Below are 15138 nucleotides of genomic sequence, written 5' to 3' on the forward strand. Positions count from 1 at the left end.
CGTCAGTCGTCGTGCGACAGCATGATAACATTGCGACGGGCGGCCCCGGTCATGGTGTCCGCAAAAGCCTCGTTGATCTGGTCCAATGTCCAGCGGCCTGAAATCAGCTCGTCCAGCTTCAGGCGGCCCTGTTGGTACAGGTCTACCATCCACGGGATGTCACGTTTGATCACCACATCGCCCATTTTCGACCCAAGGATGGATTGCCCGATGTCAGCCATCAACAGCGGGGAATAGCTGGCATTCGATCCAAAATGCGGCAGGCCGACCATGACGACATTGCCGCCATTGGCCAGATAGCGCGGCGCCTGATCGTATACGGCGGCAACGCCGACCGTGACCAGCACGGCATCCGCGCCCCGCCCGCCAAGGATTTCCTTGACCTTCATCCAAGGTTTCGCGTCGGGAACGATACCGTGGGTCGCGCCAAATTCCTTGGCCACTTCCAGCTTGTCGGGGTTCATATCCACGGCGATGATCCGGCGCGCACCCGCGATCCGGGCGCCCTGAATGGCGTTCAGTCCCACACCGCCTGCACCGACCACCACGACATCATCGCCGGGACGGACATTGGCGGTATTGATTGCCGCCCCTACCCCCGTGATCACCCCGCAGGAAATCAACGCGGCGGCGTCTTTGGGCATGTCATCGGGGATCACCACGACCTGACTTTGGTCGACCACAACCTTTTCCGCAAAAGCCCCGGTGAAAACGCCCTGATACAGCGGTGCGCCATCCTTGGTTTTCAGCGGCCCGTTTTTCCAGTCGCCGGGGTCTTCGCATGTGGTGGGATGGCCGGTGCCACAGGACGGACACACCCCGCAGGACCGGATCAGCGTGACGGCCACGGCGTCCCCTTCGGCGATGCCTTTGACGCCCGGCCCAACGCCGGTGACGGTGCCTGCGGCCTCGTGTCCATAAACGGCGGGAACTGCGCCGCCAAACCCGCCTTGCCAGAATGAAATATCGGAATGGCAGACGGCAACGGCATCAATCCGAACCTCGACTTCGCCCTGTTCCGGGGCGCGCAGTTCGATTTCTTCGATCACCATCGGGGCGTTATATTCGTAACAAACGGCAGCTTTGACTTTTGACATGATTTGAACCCTCTCTCCTCTTGTGGGAAAGGTGCCTGCGGGGAAGGTTGGGTTCAAGTGCGAAAATAAGTTCCGTAACGCAAAAAAATACGCGATGTCAGGCGTAACGCCCCTGTGGTCTTTGACAGGTCGCAAAGACAGCCCATCCCAATGCCATCAACGCGCTTGCCAGCAGAAATGGCGCGCCCGGCAGATGAAACGGGGCGTGGTCCGAGGTGAAAAGCGCGAAGACCTGTGTCATCAGTATGGGACCGATAATCATGGATACCGACGCAATACTGGACAAGACGCCCTGCAATTCGCCTTGGGCATCGTCCGGGGCCGCATGGGACAGGATACCCTGAAGGGCGGGCAGGCCAATCGCGCCCAAGGCGGAAATCGGGATCAGTGCCATGACCAGCCAGCCGTTTGACAACAGGGCGACTAGGGCCAACGCGATGACCTCGATCCCCAGACCGATGATCACGGTTCGCCGGTCCCCGAACATACGGATGGCGGGCCGGATCAGCCCGCCCTGAACCACAACCATAGACACCCCGTAAACCGCCAGTGAAATGCCAATCACGCCGGGGGACCAGCCAAAGCGGGCGATGGTAAAATAGGCCCAGACAGCGGGGTAGACCACATTCGCCAGATGATACAGAAACACCACCCAAAGCAGCGGTGCCACCGGGCCTGATGTTGAATTGAGCGCAGAAAGCGACCGGAACGCCGAAAAGGGATTGGCCCCGGACAGGCGAAAGGGTCGGCGGGTGGCATCGGTGACGGTTTCGCGCAGAACCACCATACCAAACAACGCATTCGTCAAGGCCAGCGCCGCAGCGGCATAGAATGGGGCGCGGGTGCCGTATTCGGCCAACAGACCGCCCAGCATTGGCCCAAACACGAAGCCTACCCCGAAACCTGCCCCGATCAGTCCAAAATTGGCGGCCTTATCCTTGGATGCGGAAATGTCGGCCATATAGGCGTTGGCGGTGGAATGGGTGGCCGCAGTAATGCCGCCCACGATCCGCCCGGCAACCAGTACCCAAATGGACCCGGCCACCGCCATCACCAGATAATCCGCCGCCATCACCAGCAGGGATACCAGCAGGACGGGGCGGCGGCCAAAGGCATCGGATAACCGGCCCAGCAATGGGCTGAACAGGAATTGCATCATCGCGAAAGAGGTCGACAACACGCCGCCCCAAATTGCGGCATTGCCAATATCGCCGCCTTCGACCTGTTGGATCAGCTTGGGCATCACGGGCATGATCAGGCCAATGCCCATCGCGTCGATCATGACAGTGATCAGGATGAACAGGATGGGCAGGCGGTTGGTCATGTGGCGATCCATGCGGCAGGGCTGCGGCAAAGATAGGGGGGCGGGGTGCGTCAGGAAAGAGTGACGTAGGGAACGCCTGCGGCGGGCGGGGTGGGGGGGCTTTGCCCCCCGGCCTGAAAATTCAGGAAATTTTCAGGCCACCCCCCAGGATATTTTAACCAAGAAAGAACGTGTGAGATCAGGAGATCAAGTTTTGCGTGGCAGCAGCGAAGGCGCGGGCCTCCGCCGGGGCCTGCCCGGTTTGGTGTGCTGGGTCGAAAACATCGTCCAGCGTCAGATCGGGATAGGCGGCGCGGGCCAGATCGGACAGGGGGGTATTTTCGGCAATGGCCTGTTTGCACAGGGTTTTGATGGCCGCCTGTGCCTCGGGGCGGGGCAGGTGTTCGGCCAGCCGGAATGACAGGGCTTCGGCATGGATCAGGTCCAGTGTGCCGGATAGGGCCGATGACATGGCCGCAGGGTTGGGCGTCAGCGTGGCGGTGATCGTGGTGGCCTGTTCCAAGGCCGATGCCGCCGACAGGCAAAGCTGTGGCAGGGTCAGCCATTCGGTGAACCATGCGGCACCGTCGCGGTCCTGACGGTGCAGGCCCGCGTCCTGAAGGATCGCGTTCAGCCCGATGGCCTGTCGCGCCAATGCGACAATGGCCGAGGGCTGCACGGGGTTTTGTTTTTGCGGCATGGTTGACGATCCGCCGGAGGCGCCCAATGTGACCTCGGATATGCCGGTTTGGGTCAACAGGATCGTATCCTCGGCCATTTTGCCAAGTGCGGCACACAGGCGGGTCAGCCAACCGCAAAGCGCCAGAATAGGGCCACGGTCGGCGTGCCATGTGCGCTGGGGGTCTTTCAGGTTCAAGGCCTTGGCAAATTCGGCCCGCAATTCCGCAGCACGGGGACCAAAGGCCGCCCCGGTCCCCGCCGCCCCGGACAGGGACACCCAAAGCACGCCATCGCGCAGCGCAGGCAGGTCCGTCAGCAAATCCAGCAGCGGTGCCCCCCAATGGGCGGCGGTGGCCCCAAAGGTGATTGGGGTCGCGTGCTGGCCATAGGTCCGCCCCGGCATGGGCAGGTCGGCATGGGTGTGCGCCAGAAGCCCAAGCTGGTGCAGGGTCTTGCGCAGGTTGGTTTCCAGCAGGGCCAGGAATTGACGCAGCCGCAGCATTTGCGCGGTGTCAGAAATATCCTGTGACGTGGCCCCCCAGTGGACATATTGCGCGTGTTCGGGGGCTTCCAGCGCCTTGCGAAAGGCCGCAACCAGCCCCGGAACGGTCACGCCATTGGTGCCGGTGGCTTGGGCCAATCCGCCGGGATCCAGCGGGATTTCCATTGACGCCCGGTGAATGAAGGCGGCGCTTTCTACGGGGATCAGGCCCATTTCGCCCTGCACCTTGGCCAAGGCCCCTTCGACCAGCAGCATGGCGCGCACTTCGGCGCTGTCGGAGAACAGGCGACCGGCGTCACCAGTGGGAAAAAGGCGGCTGTAAAGTTCAGAGGCAAAAACCGAGGCGGCCATAAGCGTCCCTTTAGTTTAGTGTTGTGCGATATGGTCCAGCAGCCGCGCCAGCCCTGCCGGATCGGCAAAGAACGGCGAATGTGCGGTGGGCAGGGTATGAACATCCGCCGCGGGCCAGTCCTGTGTCATGGTGATCTGATATTCCGGTGGGATCGTGCGGTCATTGGCACAGCGGATATAGCTGCGGGGGACGCTGGCATAATTTGCGCCTGTCGTTACCGGAACCGAGGTGGGTTGCGTGGCCTGAACGCACAGGTTTTGCAGGGCAAATTCCGTGGTGCCATCGGGGCAATCGTGGTAAAAAATATCCCGCACCATTGTGGGGTCGGCGGTCCAGCCCTGTTTGTCATCGGTCATACGAATAGCGGGCAAAAGGGGCTGATAGGGGGCTTCCATCCGCATCTGGGCCAGCGACAGGTCGGATGTGGGAACATAGGCGCACAGATAGACAAGGCGCTGAAACCGGGATGGATCGCGTTCAGCGGCCAGTGTGATCGGATAGCCCGCCATGGAATGTCCAACCACAATGGCCGGTTCAGTCAGCGCATCCAGCACCGCATTGGCGTATTTATCTAGCGTAACCTGCTGATAAGGCGTGGAATCATTGCCATGTCCGGGCAGGTCAATCGCGTGTGCCGTATGGCCAAGCGCGGCCAGTTCGGGGATCAGATCACGCCAGCACCATGCGCCGTGGGCCGCGCCGTGGATCAGCAGGAAATTTGCCATGCCGTTTGCCTTTCGTTCGTCGTTGCAGGCGGTGTTAGCACGGCAAGGGGCAGAGTACACGCTTCGTTAATTCCCGCGCGGTATGTTTTGGGGAAATTAACTCATATAGGGGCCGAGATAGGGACTGGGGCACGCCGAAGCGCACCCCGCCCAATGCGTCACATGTCCAGAAACACGGTTTCGTTGTCACCCTGAAGGCGAATGTCGAAACGGTACTGACCTTCGCCGGTTTTCTTGGCGATCAGGGTTTCGGCGCGGGGGCGTTGTTCGATCCGTTTCAAGAGCGGGTCGGTGCTGTTGTCCTCGTCGTCGAAATAGATGCGGGTTTGCAGGCCGATGTTGATGCCACGCGCCACGATCCACAGGGCGATATGCGGGGCCTGAAATCCACCGCCGCGCATTGGCGTTTTGCCGGGCTTCACCGTGCGCAGGGTAAATTCGCCGCTGTCTTTGTCTGCGGCAAAGCGGCAAAATCCGTTGACCTGCGGATCGGCGCCATCCTGACCGGGGAATTTGCCAGCGGCGTCTGCCTGCCAGCTTTCGATCATGGCATCGCGCAGCGCCCAGCCAGTGCCGTCAATGACTGCGCCGGTGATGGTGATGATGTCGCCTTGTGCGCCATCTTCGATCGCGCGCAGGCCCAGATCCTCGGGGTAGATGCCGGGATTGCCCGCAAAGGATGGGATCGCACCGATATGGACATAGGGACCAGCGGTTTGCGACGGTGTTTCAATCAGGGTGTCGAGCTTCTGAACCATGACTTACATCCCTTCCAGTTTGTTTTCAAACATGGTCTGACGGCGACCGCGCAGCACGATGTCGAACTTGTAGGCCAGAAAATCCAGCGGGCGCGATTTCGAGAAATCCAAGGGTGCGACCAGCCGATCCAGTTGGCTGCGGCTTTTGATCGTGGCGGCAATCGGGCAGTGGTCGATCAGGGGGTCGCCTTCGAAATACATCTGGGTGATCAGGCGCTGGGCAAAGCTGTGGCCGAAGACCGAGATGTGAATGTGCATGGGCCGCCAGTCATTCGCGCGGTTCGGCCAAGGATAGGCACCGGGGCGGATCGTCAGGAATTCGTAGTAGCCGTTTTCATCCGTAATGGTGCGCCCGCAGCCGCCAAAATTGGGGTCCAGCGGGGCAAAGTAGCTGTCCTTGATATGGCGATACCGCCCCCCGGCATTGGCCTGCCAGATTTCCACCAGCGTATGCGGCACGGGGCGCCCGTTTTCATCCAGCACGCGACCATGCATCAGGATGCGTTCCCCCACGGCGGGTTTGGCCGGGTCTTTGGAAAAGTTCAGGATCAGGTTGTTATCCAGCGGTCCCAGCAGGGAATGGCCGAACCGGGGGCCGGTTTCTTCGGACGGGGTGGATTCCATCGACAACAGCGGCCATTTGGGGCTGCGTGAAACGCTGGTTTTGTAATCCACGTCATAGGCAACCGGGTGTATGGCCCGGTTTCTGGGGATCAGTGGCCCCATGTCTGTTGGGATGATCGGATCGCTCATTCCTGGGTCTCCTCCATTTCGGCATAGGTTGCCTTGGCGATTTTCAAAGCGTGATTGGCGCGGGGCACCCCGGCATAGATGGCGACATGCTGGAACGCTTCTTGTACGTCCTGCTTGCTGGCGCCGGTGCGGGCGGTGGCGCGGATGTGCATGGCGATTTCTTCAAAATTGCCGGTCGCGGCCAGCAAGGCCAGCGTGATCATGGATCGTTCGCGCGGTGTGATCCCGTCCGAGGCCCAAACCGTCCCCCACGCCCCTTCGGTGATTAGGGTTTGGAATGGGTCGTCAAACGCGGTTTTAGCGGCTTCGGCCCGGTCAACATGCGCGTCGCCCAGAACCGAGCGGCGGACCTGCATTCCCTTGTCAAAACGCTCAGACATGGCCGACCTCTTTCAGGAAATCGGTCAGGATGGCGGCGTATTCGTCGGGCCGTTCGACACAGGGCAAATGCCCGGCCTTGCGGATCAGTTGGAACTTGGACCCCGGCACCAGATCAACGGTTTCGCGCACCAGATCGGGCGGGGTCGATCCATCTTCGGATCCGGCGATCCCCAAAAGCGGCAGGCGCAACCCGCTGGTGGGGGTATAAAAATCGGTGCCGGAAATAGCGGCGCAACAGCCAACATAGCCCTGCACCGGCTGGCGGACCAGCATATTGCGCCACGCGGAAAATTCAGCGGTTTCGCGGAACGGTTTGGCAAACCAGCGGTCCAGAATGGGGCCTTCCAAGGCCTCGATCCCGCCATTGGCTATGGCGTCAATCCGATCTGCCCACATCTGCGGCTGGCCGATTTTTGCGGCGGTGTTGGACAGCACGACAGCGCGGACCAGATCCAGCCGTTTCACCGCTAGCCCTTGGGCGATCATGCCACCGATGGACAGACCGACAAAGACGCAATCCTTGACCTGAAGATGATCCAACAGGCGTTCGACATCGCGCACCAGAGTGCCCATCGAATAGGGCGCAGGCGTGCAATCCGACAGGCCATGACCGCGCTTGTCATAGCGGATCAGGCGCAGGTTTTGCGGCAGGCGTGCGATCACCTTGTCCCACAGGCGCAGGTCGGTTCCCAGCGAATTGGCGAACACAACCGGCGCGCCGTTCGGGTCGCCGTCTTCGCGGTAGTGAATCTTGATGTCGTCCAGATCAGCAATTTGCATCAGTATGGTAATCCTACATAGTTTTCCGCCAGCACCGTTTGGGCGGCGTCGTTGTCACGCAGGAATTCAAGGTCGGCGCGTTGCATCTTGATGTCAAACGCGGATTGGTCGGGGAAACGGTGCAGCAGGTTGGTCATCCACCAGCTAAAGCGTTCTGCCTTCCAGATCCGGGACAACGCTTTTTGGCTGTAGGTGTCCAGCCCGTTGCTGTCATTGTGCAGGTAGTGCTGCACCAGCCCGGTATACAGGTAATGGATGTCGCTGGCGGCGGTGTTCAGCCCCTTGGCGCCGGTGGGCGGCACGATATGGGCGGCGTCCCCGCACAGGAACAGCGCACCATAGCGCATGGGTTCGGTGACAAAGCTACGCAGCGGGGCGATGGATTTTTCGATGGACGGGCCGGTGATCAGCTTATCCGCGGCGTCTTCGGGGATGCGGCGTTTCAGTTCGTCCCAGAATGCCTGATCGGTCCAGTCATCGGGGCTGTCGGACAGCGAACACTGAACGTAATAGCGCGACAGGTTGGCGTTGCGCATGGAACACAGGGCAAAGCCGCGTTCCGAATTGGCATAGATCAGTTCGTCATCCACGGGCGGCGTTTCCGACAGGATGCCAAGCCAGCCAAAGGGGTATACCTTTTCGTATTCGCGGCGCACGTCCAGCGGGATGGCCTGACGGGACGGGCCGTGGAACCCATCGCACCCGGCGATGAAATCGCAATCCAGCCGCTTTGATTGGCCGTCATGGGTGAAGGTAACATAGGGTTTTCCGGTCAAGTCGTTCAGTTCCACATCGCTGACGCCGTGGATCACCGTACCCCCCATTGCATCACGGGCATTGTACAGGTCGCGGGTGACTTCGGTCTGCCCATAGACCACAACATGATTATTGGTGTGTTTGGCAAAGTCGATGCGGAATTGTTCATTGTCATAGGCGATCAAGGTGCCATCGTGAACAAAGCCTTCGGCATCCATCCGTTCGGCAACCCCGGCTTCACGCATCAGGTTGACAAAGCCGGTTTCCAGCACGCCCGCCCGGATACGTCCCAGCACATAATCGCGTGTCTGACGTTCCAGAACGACGGTTTCGATTCCTGCCTTGTGCAGCAGTTGCGATAGCAAAAGCCCCGATGGGCCGCCCCCGATGATGGCAACTTGGGTCCGCATGGTTTCCTCCCTGTTCGCTTGGGCAAAAAGTTCCAAATTTAGTGTGCAGTGTCAATTAAAATCTCAAAAAATAATTAACAATGCAAATTTATTCGGAAAAGTTGGACTTTTCCGGCCGCAAGGACAGATTTGGGGGACCGATTACAGGAAGCGACTCAGCGCTGTCTGGAACATGTCCGGGTCCACATTCCCGCCCGAGGCAACGGCGATCACGGTATCGCCTTCGATTTCATCGCCATGAAACAGCGCCGAGGCCAACCCGACCGCACCACCCGGTTCCAGCACGATTTTCAACCGCAGAAAGGCCAGTGCCATCGCGTGCAGGCATTCATCCTCGGTCACGGCAATGCCGGGGCCACACAGGCGGTTCATGATGGGAAAGGTCATATCGCCCGGTTGCGGCGTAATAATCGCGTCGCAGATTGATCCGGACAGGGCGGGGTTGCGCTGAATTGTGCCGGTTGCCAGCGACCGTTTCACATCGTCAAACCCCTGTGGTTCGGCAGGGCGGGCGCGCAGGTCGGGGGCGCGTGCCTCTAGTGCAAGGGCAATGCCCGAGGTCAGACCGCCGCCCCCGCAGCAGACCATGACATCGGCGTGGGTGACGCCCAGTTCAGCCGCCTGTTCCGCGATTTCCAACCCGGCGGTGCCTTGGCCCGCGATGACCTGCGGATCGTCAAAGGGTTTCACCAGCGTCAGCCCCCGTTCTGCGGCCAGCCTGGCGCCCAAGGCATCGCGGTCTTCGCCAGCGCGGTCATATAGCACCACCTCGGCCCCCAAGGCGCGGGTGTTGTCGATTTTCAGCTTTGGGGCGTCTGACGGCATGATGATCACCGCAGGCACCCCATGCAGTTTAGCGGCATAGGCCACCCCCTGCGCATGGTTGCCGCTGGAAAAGGCGATTACGCCATTGGCACGTTGGTCATCCGGCAGCGCCGACAGGGCCGACCACCCGCCCCGGAATTTGAAACTGCCAGTATGTTGCAGACATTCGGGTTTCACCAGCACCCGCCGCCCGGCAATGTCATCCAGAAACGGCGAGGACAGCAGCGGCGTGCGCCGCACATGCCCCGCAAGACGCTGTGCGGCGGCTTCGATCAGGTCGATATTCATTGCAATTTCCCTAGCCATTGGTGCAGCGCGTCCAGCGATTGCGGTTCGTCAAGAAAGGGGATGTGGGCGCGATCCGGCACATGGGCGACAATCAGGCCCGGCATTTCTGCCGCCATACGGTCCACCGATTCAGCGCTGAGCAATTCAGAGTTTTCCGCATGGATCACCGCGCAGGGCAGGGGGGCAACAGCGCGAAACAGCGGCCACAGATCGGGTGTGTCTCCGATGGCGGATTCGACAATCGCATCGCGCAGGCGCGGGTCATAGTTGATTTCCATCCCCCGTCGGGTCTGGGTGAAAATGTGGGTGGCTTCCTGCTGCCAGCGTTCGGGCGGAACGTTTGCAAAACCCGGTGTTTGCGCGCGTTGGGCGGCCAGTTCGTCCAGCGTTTTTGCATCCGGGTTCACCCCCAGATTGGCAACGATGCCCGCCAGCCCGTCCTTGTTCAGTTCCGGGCCGACATCGTTCAGGGCAACACCCAGCAGCCGGTCCTTGGCCGTTGCGGCCAGAAACATCCCGATCATCCCCCCGCGCGAGGTGCCAAGGATAGCCGCTTTTTCCAGCCCCAGATGATCCAGCAGTTCCAGCGCGTCCCGTGCTTCGCGGGGAACGGAATAGGTGCTGTAATCATCCGCCCAACCGGATTGGCCCCGCCCCCGGTAATCCATGCGGATCAGGCGCACACCGGGCAGGTGCGGCGCGACGAAATCGAAGTCCCGTGTGTTGCGGGTCAATCCCGCCAGACACAGGACGGGCAGGCCCGCGCCGTCATCCTCGTAATGTAGTGTCAGGCCGTCTGAAGTGGTAAATTTAGCCATTATGCCCCCGCCAAAGCTGGAATCCCTGTCAAATCGGACAGGATATGTTGCGGTTTTGCGGGCAGTCGGTCCACTGGATCGCCCGCACGGTTGACCCATGCCGTCACGAATCCATAGCCCGATGCCGCCGCCGCATCCCATCCGTTCGAGGACACAAACAGAACCTGTTCAGGTCTGCAATCGAAACGCTGCCCGACCAGATCATAAACCGGGCGGGCGGGCTTGAAGATGCCGACGGATTCAACAGACAGGTTATCGTCCAGCAGGTCGCCCAGCCCGGCAGAACGCACCGCCCCGTCCAGCATTTCGGGCGATCCATTGGACAGGATTGCCGCCTTCAGCCCTGCCTGTTTCAGGGCGCGCAGCATGGCGGGAACCTCGGGGTAGGCGGATAATTCCCAATACAGTTGCAAAAGCCGCGCCCGCAGATCGGGGTCGGGGGCCAGTCCCGTTGCCTCCATCGCCCAATCCAGCCCGTCCTGCGTGACCTGCCAGAAATCACAATGCTGATCCATGACCGCGCGCAGCCAGCTATATTGCAACTGTTTCAGTCGCCAATGCTGCGCCAGTTCGGGCCATTTGTCCGCCAGCGCCTGACGCCCCGGTTCAGCGGCGACCTCGCGGGCGGCGGCGGCCACGTCGAATAATGTGCCATAGGCATCAAAAATGCAGGTTGTGATGGTCATTGCGGTTCCTCCCGTTTGGGGCAGGGTGGCACGGGGCGCGGGCGATAGAAAGGCCCCAGAACGCGCGGTTTGCAATCCAGTGCTTTGCCCATTAGGCTGCGCCCATCAAACCCAGAGCACCCGCCTGAACGGCGGCCTCTTCATTCATCCCCTTACAATACAGGAAAACCGATGACCCAGGTTAAACCGGGCGATACCGTCCGTATTCACTATACCGGCACGCTGACCGATGGCAGCCAGTTCGACAGCTCTGCCGGGCGCGATCCGCTGGAATTCACCGTGGGATCGGGCCAGATCATTCCGGGTCTGGATAAGGCCATTCCGGGCATGGTTGTGGGCGATCAGAAAACCGTGGTGGTCCCTGCCGCCGAAGCTTATGGCGAAAGCCACCCGGATGCGGTGCAGGCGATCCCGCGCTCCAATATCCCGGCTGAAATCCCGCTGGAACTGGGCCTGCAATTGCAAATGCAATCGCCCACCGGGCAGGTTGTGCCGGTCACGGTGGTGGGCATCACCGAAGAAGAAGTGACGCTGGACGCCAATCACCCGCTGGCAGGCAAGGAACTGACCTTTGCCATCGAACTGGTGTCGATCGGCTGAACGCCATCTGATCCAAAGCTGCCGGAAAGCCCCGCTTGAAATGGCGGGGCTTTTTGCATCGGCGAACCGTGTTAAGCTGGTACGGTGTCATTGCCCGAGGGTCCAAGATGTCGAATGCCGCCGAAACGTTGCTGGAACGCATCCGCGCCTTGCAGGATGAATTTGAAACCGAACTGGCCAAACGCCGGGCCGCATTTCGGTACAAGATGGAAAACGATCGCGTCGTCTGGGAAGAAGGCGTGCGCCGCCAGCATCGCGCCCTAAAGGTCCGCTGGCTGGTCTTTTTGCGTCACACCCGTCCGTTGACGGTGATCACGGCCCCGGTGATTTATTCCCTGATCCTGCCGTTTGCATTGCTGGATGTGTTCGTGACGATCTATCACGCGGTTTGTTTCCCGGTTTACGGCATCCCCAAGGTCCGCCGTGCGGATCACATTCGTATTGACCGTCAACATCTGGCTTATCTGAATGGTTTGCAGAAATTGAACTGCGTTTATTGCGGCTATTGCAACGGGTTGCTGTCCTATGTCCGTGAAATCGCAGGCCGGACTGAGGCCTATTGGTGCCCGATCAAACATGCCGCGCGGGTGGATGGCACCCATGCCCATTATGGGGCGTTTGTGGAATATGGCGATGGCGAAGGGTTTGATGCAGGGCTGGCGAAGTCACGCAATCACCTGAAGAAGCTCAAAGACTGACGAAGGGGGAACCTGCGAACGCCCTGATCTGAATTGGGGTCCTCTGAATGGGGAAGCCGCATCGCCCCCGATCCATAACCCCACTGACCGCGTAATCGCCGAACGGTTGCGCAGTGGATATTTGGACCAAGAAAGAGCAAGGGTGACGTGCATCCCGCTGGTGTGGCTGATCTACAGGCACGGCGCATCGTTACGATTTTAGCGCGTCACCCGCTTTCATCTTGCCCAAAATACTCAAATTCCGCCGCTTTCCCCAAATGACCGAGCGGAGGGGTTATTCAAAAGACACCAATACGGCACCTTTCCGATGGCCGGTTTCAACCGCTTCATGGGCTGCGGCGCATTCTTCGGCAGGATAAATCGCACTGATATCGAGGTGTAGCGCCCCTTCGGTCAGGGCAGAGTGCAGGCGCATGATGGCGGCGATCCGGTCTTCCATCGGTAACAGATAGATCAGCACCATTTGCAGCGTTACATGTTTGAACATCAACGCATAGAAGGGCAGGGTAAATTCGGTTTTTTGCGCCGAACCATAGGCCGCGATGGACCCGCCGACGGCGATGACCTCGGTGATCAGGTCGATGTTCAGCCCGGCCTCTACCTCGATCACGCGATCAATGGGGGTGTTGTCATTGGCAGCCAGAACTTGTGCGGCCAGATCCGGCGCGGCGTAGTCCAGGACAGCATCGGCCCCGGCGGCACGAACGCGGGGGGCTAGGGCGGGGGATGCGGTGGCGATCACTTTGGCACCGCCCCATTTGGCCAGTTGCACGGCCAGCACCCCAACCGTACCCGAGCCGCCAGAAATCAGCAGCGTTTTGCCCCGGATTTCACCGCCACCAAATACACAATGACAGGCTGTCAGGCCGGGAATGCCCAGAACAGCCCCGGTTTGGAGCGTGACCGAATCCGGCAGCGGAACCGCCTGTGCCTGTGGCAGGCAAACATAATCCGCCGCCGTTCCGTTGGCCCGTTGCCAGCCAGCATTCCAGATCCAGACGCGTTCCCCCACCCGATCGGCAGGGACACCTTCGCCCACGGCTTCGATAATGCCCGCGCCATCGCTGTGGGGGATCATCACGGGAAAGGGCGGGGCGGTTATGCCCGGTCGTGCGCCGTTGCGTAGTTTTACGTCCGATGGGTTCACACCGGAATAATGAACGCGAACCAGCACTTCGCCCGTCGCTGGGCTGGGGCGGGGCAAATCCGTCAGATGCAGGACATCCTGCGCCGGGCCAAGGGCCTGATAGGTGATCGCGCGCATTGTCCATCCTCCGCTGCTGTGGCTGGCGCGATGGTACGGGACACGCGGCGAAATGCAACGCGCATGACGCATTGATTCGCGGTCATAGCAGATGTGGGGTTATTTCCGGCGCAGACGGATGACCACATCGACGCTGGTCACCTCGGCCCCTTCGGGGGTTTGGGGCAGGCGCGAAATCACCAGTTCATCACTGGGGGCATCGGTCAGTTGACCGTTATCTTCCCAGAAGAAATGCGGGTGTTCGTGGATGTTGGTGTCGAAATAGGATCGGGTGCCGTCAACAGTGACTTCTTGCATCAGGCCAGCCTGACAAAAAGCCCGCAAGGTATTGTAAACCGTAGCCAAAGACACGCTTTCGCCCTGTTCGACAACCTTGGAATACAGGCTTTCGGCTGTCACATGGCGATGCTGCCCATCCCCGACCAGCAAGGCGGCCAGCGTCGTGCGTTGACGGGTCGGGCGCACATTGCCCCCAGCCAGCCATTCGGCGCCGCGCTCTTTTGCCTGATCCGTCACGTTCATGTCGCGTTTCCCTTAGTTCACCTGTTAATATAGGGCATCAGGGCAGGGAATTTCAATTGAAAACAGGTTGCAACTGGCAAGCGTGGCTGTTGCGCGGACTTGCGCGGGGGGCGAACCGGGTGCTAGAGGGAAAGAAACCGAAAAAGACTGAATAAAAGGGGTTTCATCTTTATGTCCCAGTATCCGAGCAGTTTTGACCGCGATGATCTTCTGAAATGCGCCCGAGGCGAGCTGTTTGGGCCGGGCAATGCCCAACTGCCCGCGCCGCCGATGTTGATGATGGACCGCATCACCGAGATTTCGGGCGATGGCGGGCTGCACGGCAAGGGGCATGTGGTGGCGGAATTCGACATCACCCCGGACCTGTGGTTCTTTGACTGTCATTTTCCCGGCAATCCGATCATGCCCGGCTGTCTGGGTCTGGACGGGCTGTGGCAGTTGACCGGATTTAACCTTGGCTGGCGCGGCTGGCTGGGGCGCGGTTACGCGCTGGGTGTCGGCGAAGTCAAACTGACGGGCATGGTCCGCCCCGACCGCAAGATGCTGACCTACAAGGTGGATTTCACCAAGGCGATCCAAACCCGCCGCCTGACGATGGGCGTGGCCGATGGTATTGTCGAGGCCGATGGCGAGGTGATTTACATCGTTAAGGATATGAAAGTCGCGCTGAGCGAGAGCTGAGACTGGCGTGGTTTGAAGAATGGGGAAGGGGCCGGAAGGCCCCTTTTTATTTTTTGGGGCGGGTATGGCTGTTTGAGATCAACCTTACCGAATGCTGCACTGCTTGCGAACGTCTGCTTTCCTAGGCTCAGGACCCATTAATCGGCTTGAGATCGCATTGGTCGCATGCTTCAAATCCCCAAACTTTCAGGGGGTATCATGAGCAATCTATTTTGGCTGACCGACGAACAGATGGCGCGGCTGCGACCGTTCTTTCCC

At 60.2% G+C, this 15138-nt stretch carries 17 protein-coding genes; 3 read left to right on the forward strand and 14 right to left on the reverse strand.

Annotated features, from left to right (window positions below; translation table 11 throughout):
- Window positions 1–2: 2 nt before the first annotated feature.
- The 12 genes from FN828_RS14585 to FN828_RS14640 form a co-directional block, all read right to left on the reverse strand.
- Window positions 3–1097 (reverse strand): Zn-dependent alcohol dehydrogenase, encoded by a 1095-nt coding sequence (locus tag FN828_RS14585; protein ID WP_142494212.1) that lies wholly within the window; start codon window positions 1095–1097, stop codon window positions 3–5.
- 97 nt (window positions 1098–1194) lie between these two features.
- Window positions 1195–2433, reverse strand: a complete 1239-nt coding sequence (locus tag FN828_RS14590) for a TCR/Tet family MFS transporter (RefSeq protein ID WP_142494213.1) — start codon at window positions 2431–2433, stop codon at window positions 1195–1197.
- A 166-nt stretch (window positions 2434–2599) separates the two neighbouring features.
- On the reverse strand, window positions 2600–3934 hold the full coding sequence (locus tag FN828_RS14595; RefSeq protein WP_142494214.1) for a class-II fumarase/aspartase family protein: 1335 nt from the start codon (window positions 3932–3934) through the stop codon (window positions 2600–2602).
- A gap of 15 nt (window positions 3935–3949) precedes the next feature.
- Window positions 3950–4660: an alpha/beta fold hydrolase gene (locus FN828_RS14600; protein ID WP_142494215.1), complete on the reverse strand. Its 711-nt coding sequence runs from the start codon at window positions 4658–4660 to the stop codon at window positions 3950–3952.
- 158 nt (window positions 4661–4818) lie between these two features.
- Window positions 4819–5418 carry a protocatechuate 3,4-dioxygenase subunit alpha gene (gene pcaG / locus FN828_RS14605; RefSeq protein WP_142494216.1) on the reverse strand — a complete coding sequence of 200 codons (600 nt, stop codon included), beginning with the start codon at window positions 5416–5418 and terminating at the stop codon, window positions 4819–4821.
- Between the two features lie 3 nt (window positions 5419–5421).
- Complete coding sequence (pcaH, locus tag FN828_RS14610; RefSeq protein ID WP_142494217.1) at window positions 5422–6171, reverse strand: protocatechuate 3,4-dioxygenase subunit beta; 750 nt, start codon at window positions 6169–6171, stop codon at window positions 5422–5424.
- Window positions 6168–6551 carry a 4-carboxymuconolactone decarboxylase gene (pcaC, locus tag FN828_RS14615; RefSeq protein ID WP_142494218.1) on the reverse strand — a complete coding sequence of 128 codons (384 nt, stop codon included), beginning with the start codon at window positions 6549–6551 and terminating at the stop codon, window positions 6168–6170. The genes pcaH and pcaC overlap by 4 nt, the downstream gene beginning before the upstream one ends.
- Window positions 6544–7332, reverse strand: a complete 789-nt coding sequence (gene pcaD, locus FN828_RS14620; RefSeq protein WP_142494219.1) for a 3-oxoadipate enol-lactonase — start codon at window positions 7330–7332, stop codon at window positions 6544–6546. The genes pcaC and pcaD overlap by 8 nt, the downstream gene beginning before the upstream one ends.
- On the reverse strand, window positions 7332–8498 hold the full coding sequence (gene pobA / locus FN828_RS14625) for a 4-hydroxybenzoate 3-monooxygenase (RefSeq protein ID WP_142494220.1): 1167 nt from the start codon (window positions 8496–8498) through the stop codon (window positions 7332–7334). Before pobA ends, pcaD begins: the two co-directional genes overlap by 1 nt.
- 141 nt (window positions 8499–8639) lie before the next feature.
- On the reverse strand, window positions 8640–9611 hold the full coding sequence (locus FN828_RS14630; RefSeq protein WP_142494221.1) for a threonine ammonia-lyase: 972 nt from the start codon (window positions 9609–9611) through the stop codon (window positions 8640–8642).
- The gene (locus tag FN828_RS14635) at window positions 9608–10429 is read right to left on the reverse strand and encodes an alpha/beta fold hydrolase (RefSeq protein ID WP_142494222.1); all 822 of its coding nucleotides are present in this window, start codon (window positions 10427–10429) and stop codon (window positions 9608–9610) included. The genes FN828_RS14630 and FN828_RS14635 overlap by 4 nt, the downstream gene beginning before the upstream one ends.
- A complete protein-coding gene (locus FN828_RS14640; RefSeq protein ID WP_142494223.1) occupies window positions 10429–11115 on the reverse strand; it encodes a haloacid dehalogenase type II in 687 nt (228 codons plus the stop codon). Before FN828_RS14640 ends, FN828_RS14635 begins: the two co-directional genes overlap by 1 nt.
- 171 nt (window positions 11116–11286) lie before the next feature.
- On the opposite strand from FN828_RS14640, the gene FN828_RS14645 reads away from it, so the two are divergent.
- Both FN828_RS14645 and FN828_RS14650 read left to right on the forward strand, forming a co-directional pair.
- Window positions 11287–11715 (forward strand): FKBP-type peptidyl-prolyl cis-trans isomerase, encoded by a 429-nt coding sequence (locus FN828_RS14645; protein WP_142494224.1) that lies wholly within the window; start codon window positions 11287–11289, stop codon window positions 11713–11715.
- 107 nt (window positions 11716–11822) lie between these two features.
- Complete coding sequence (locus FN828_RS14650; RefSeq protein WP_142494225.1) at window positions 11823–12413, forward strand: hypothetical protein; 591 nt, start codon at window positions 11823–11825, stop codon at window positions 12411–12413.
- 274 nt (window positions 12414–12687) lie between these two features.
- On the opposite strand, the gene FN828_RS14655 is transcribed toward FN828_RS14650, so the two are convergent.
- Window positions 12688–13677 (reverse strand): NADPH:quinone reductase, encoded by a 990-nt coding sequence (locus FN828_RS14655; RefSeq protein WP_142494226.1) that lies wholly within the window; start codon window positions 13675–13677, stop codon window positions 12688–12690.
- 99 nt (window positions 13678–13776) lie between these two features.
- Complete coding sequence (gene irrA / locus FN828_RS14660; protein ID WP_221930556.1) at window positions 13777–14199, reverse strand: iron response transcriptional regulator IrrA; 423 nt, start codon at window positions 14197–14199, stop codon at window positions 13777–13779.
- A gap of 171 nt (window positions 14200–14370) precedes the next feature.
- On the opposite strand from irrA, the gene fabA reads away from it, so the two are divergent.
- On the forward strand, window positions 14371–14880 hold the full coding sequence (gene fabA / locus FN828_RS14665; protein WP_142494227.1) for a bifunctional 3-hydroxydecanoyl-ACP dehydratase/trans-2-decenoyl-ACP isomerase: 510 nt from the start codon (window positions 14371–14373) through the stop codon (window positions 14878–14880).
- Window positions 14881–15138 lie beyond the last annotated feature (258 nt).

It is taken from the genome of Thalassovita litoralis, assembly GCF_900182725.1.
GTDB classification, from domain to species: Bacteria; Pseudomonadota; Alphaproteobacteria; order Rhodobacterales; family Rhodobacteraceae; genus Thalassobius; species Thalassobius litoralis.

Bases quoted from the DNA above. Each gene is read 5' to 3' on its own strand.
- FN828_RS14585 (WP_142494212.1), bottom strand. From the start codon at position 1,097: ATGTCAAAAGTCAAAGCTGCCGTTTGTTACGAATATAACGCCCCGATG.
- FN828_RS14590 (WP_142494213.1), bottom strand. From the start codon at position 2,433: ATGGATCGCCACATGACCAACCGCCTGCCCATCCTGTTCATCCTGATC.
- FN828_RS14595 (WP_142494214.1), bottom strand. From the start codon at position 3,934: ATGGCCGCCTCGGTTTTTGCCTCTGAACTTTACAGCCGCCTTTTTCCC.
- FN828_RS14600 (WP_142494215.1), bottom strand. From the start codon at position 4,660: ATGGCAAATTTCCTGCTGATCCACGGCGCGGCCCACGGCGCATGGTGC.
- pcaG (WP_142494216.1), bottom strand. From the start codon at position 5,418: ATGGTTCAGAAGCTCGACACCCTGATTGAAACACCGTCGCAAACCGCT.
- pcaH (WP_142494217.1), bottom strand. From the start codon at position 6,171: ATGAGCGATCCGATCATCCCAACAGACATGGGGCCACTGATCCCCAGA.
- pcaC (WP_142494218.1), bottom strand. From the start codon at position 6,551: ATGTCTGAGCGTTTTGACAAGGGAATGCAGGTCCGCCGCTCGGTTCTG.
- pcaD (WP_142494219.1), bottom strand. From the start codon at position 7,332: ATGCAAATTGCTGATCTGGACGACATCAAGATTCACTACCGCGAAGAC.
- pobA (WP_142494220.1), bottom strand. From the start codon at position 8,498: ATGCGGACCCAAGTTGCCATCATCGGGGGCGGCCCATCGGGGCTTTTG.
- FN828_RS14630 (WP_142494221.1), bottom strand. From the start codon at position 9,611: ATGAATATCGACCTGATCGAAGCCGCCGCACAGCGTCTTGCGGGGCAT.
- FN828_RS14635 (WP_142494222.1), bottom strand. From the start codon at position 10,429: ATGGCTAAATTTACCACTTCAGACGGCCTGACACTACATTACGAGGAT.
- FN828_RS14640 (WP_142494223.1), bottom strand. From the start codon at position 11,115: ATGACCATCACAACCTGCATTTTTGATGCCTATGGCACATTATTCGAC.
- FN828_RS14645 (WP_142494224.1), top strand. From the start codon at position 11,287: ATGACCCAGGTTAAACCGGGCGATACCGTCCGTATTCACTATACCGGC.
- FN828_RS14650 (WP_142494225.1), top strand. From the start codon at position 11,823: ATGTCGAATGCCGCCGAAACGTTGCTGGAACGCATCCGCGCCTTGCAG.
- FN828_RS14655 (WP_142494226.1), bottom strand. From the start codon at position 13,677: ATGCGCGCGATCACCTATCAGGCCCTTGGCCCGGCGCAGGATGTCCTG.
- irrA (WP_221930556.1), bottom strand. From the start codon at position 14,199: ATGAACGTGACGGATCAGGCAAAAGAGCGCGGCGCCGAATGGCTGGCT.
- fabA (WP_142494227.1), top strand. From the start codon at position 14,371: ATGTCCCAGTATCCGAGCAGTTTTGACCGCGATGATCTTCTGAAATGC.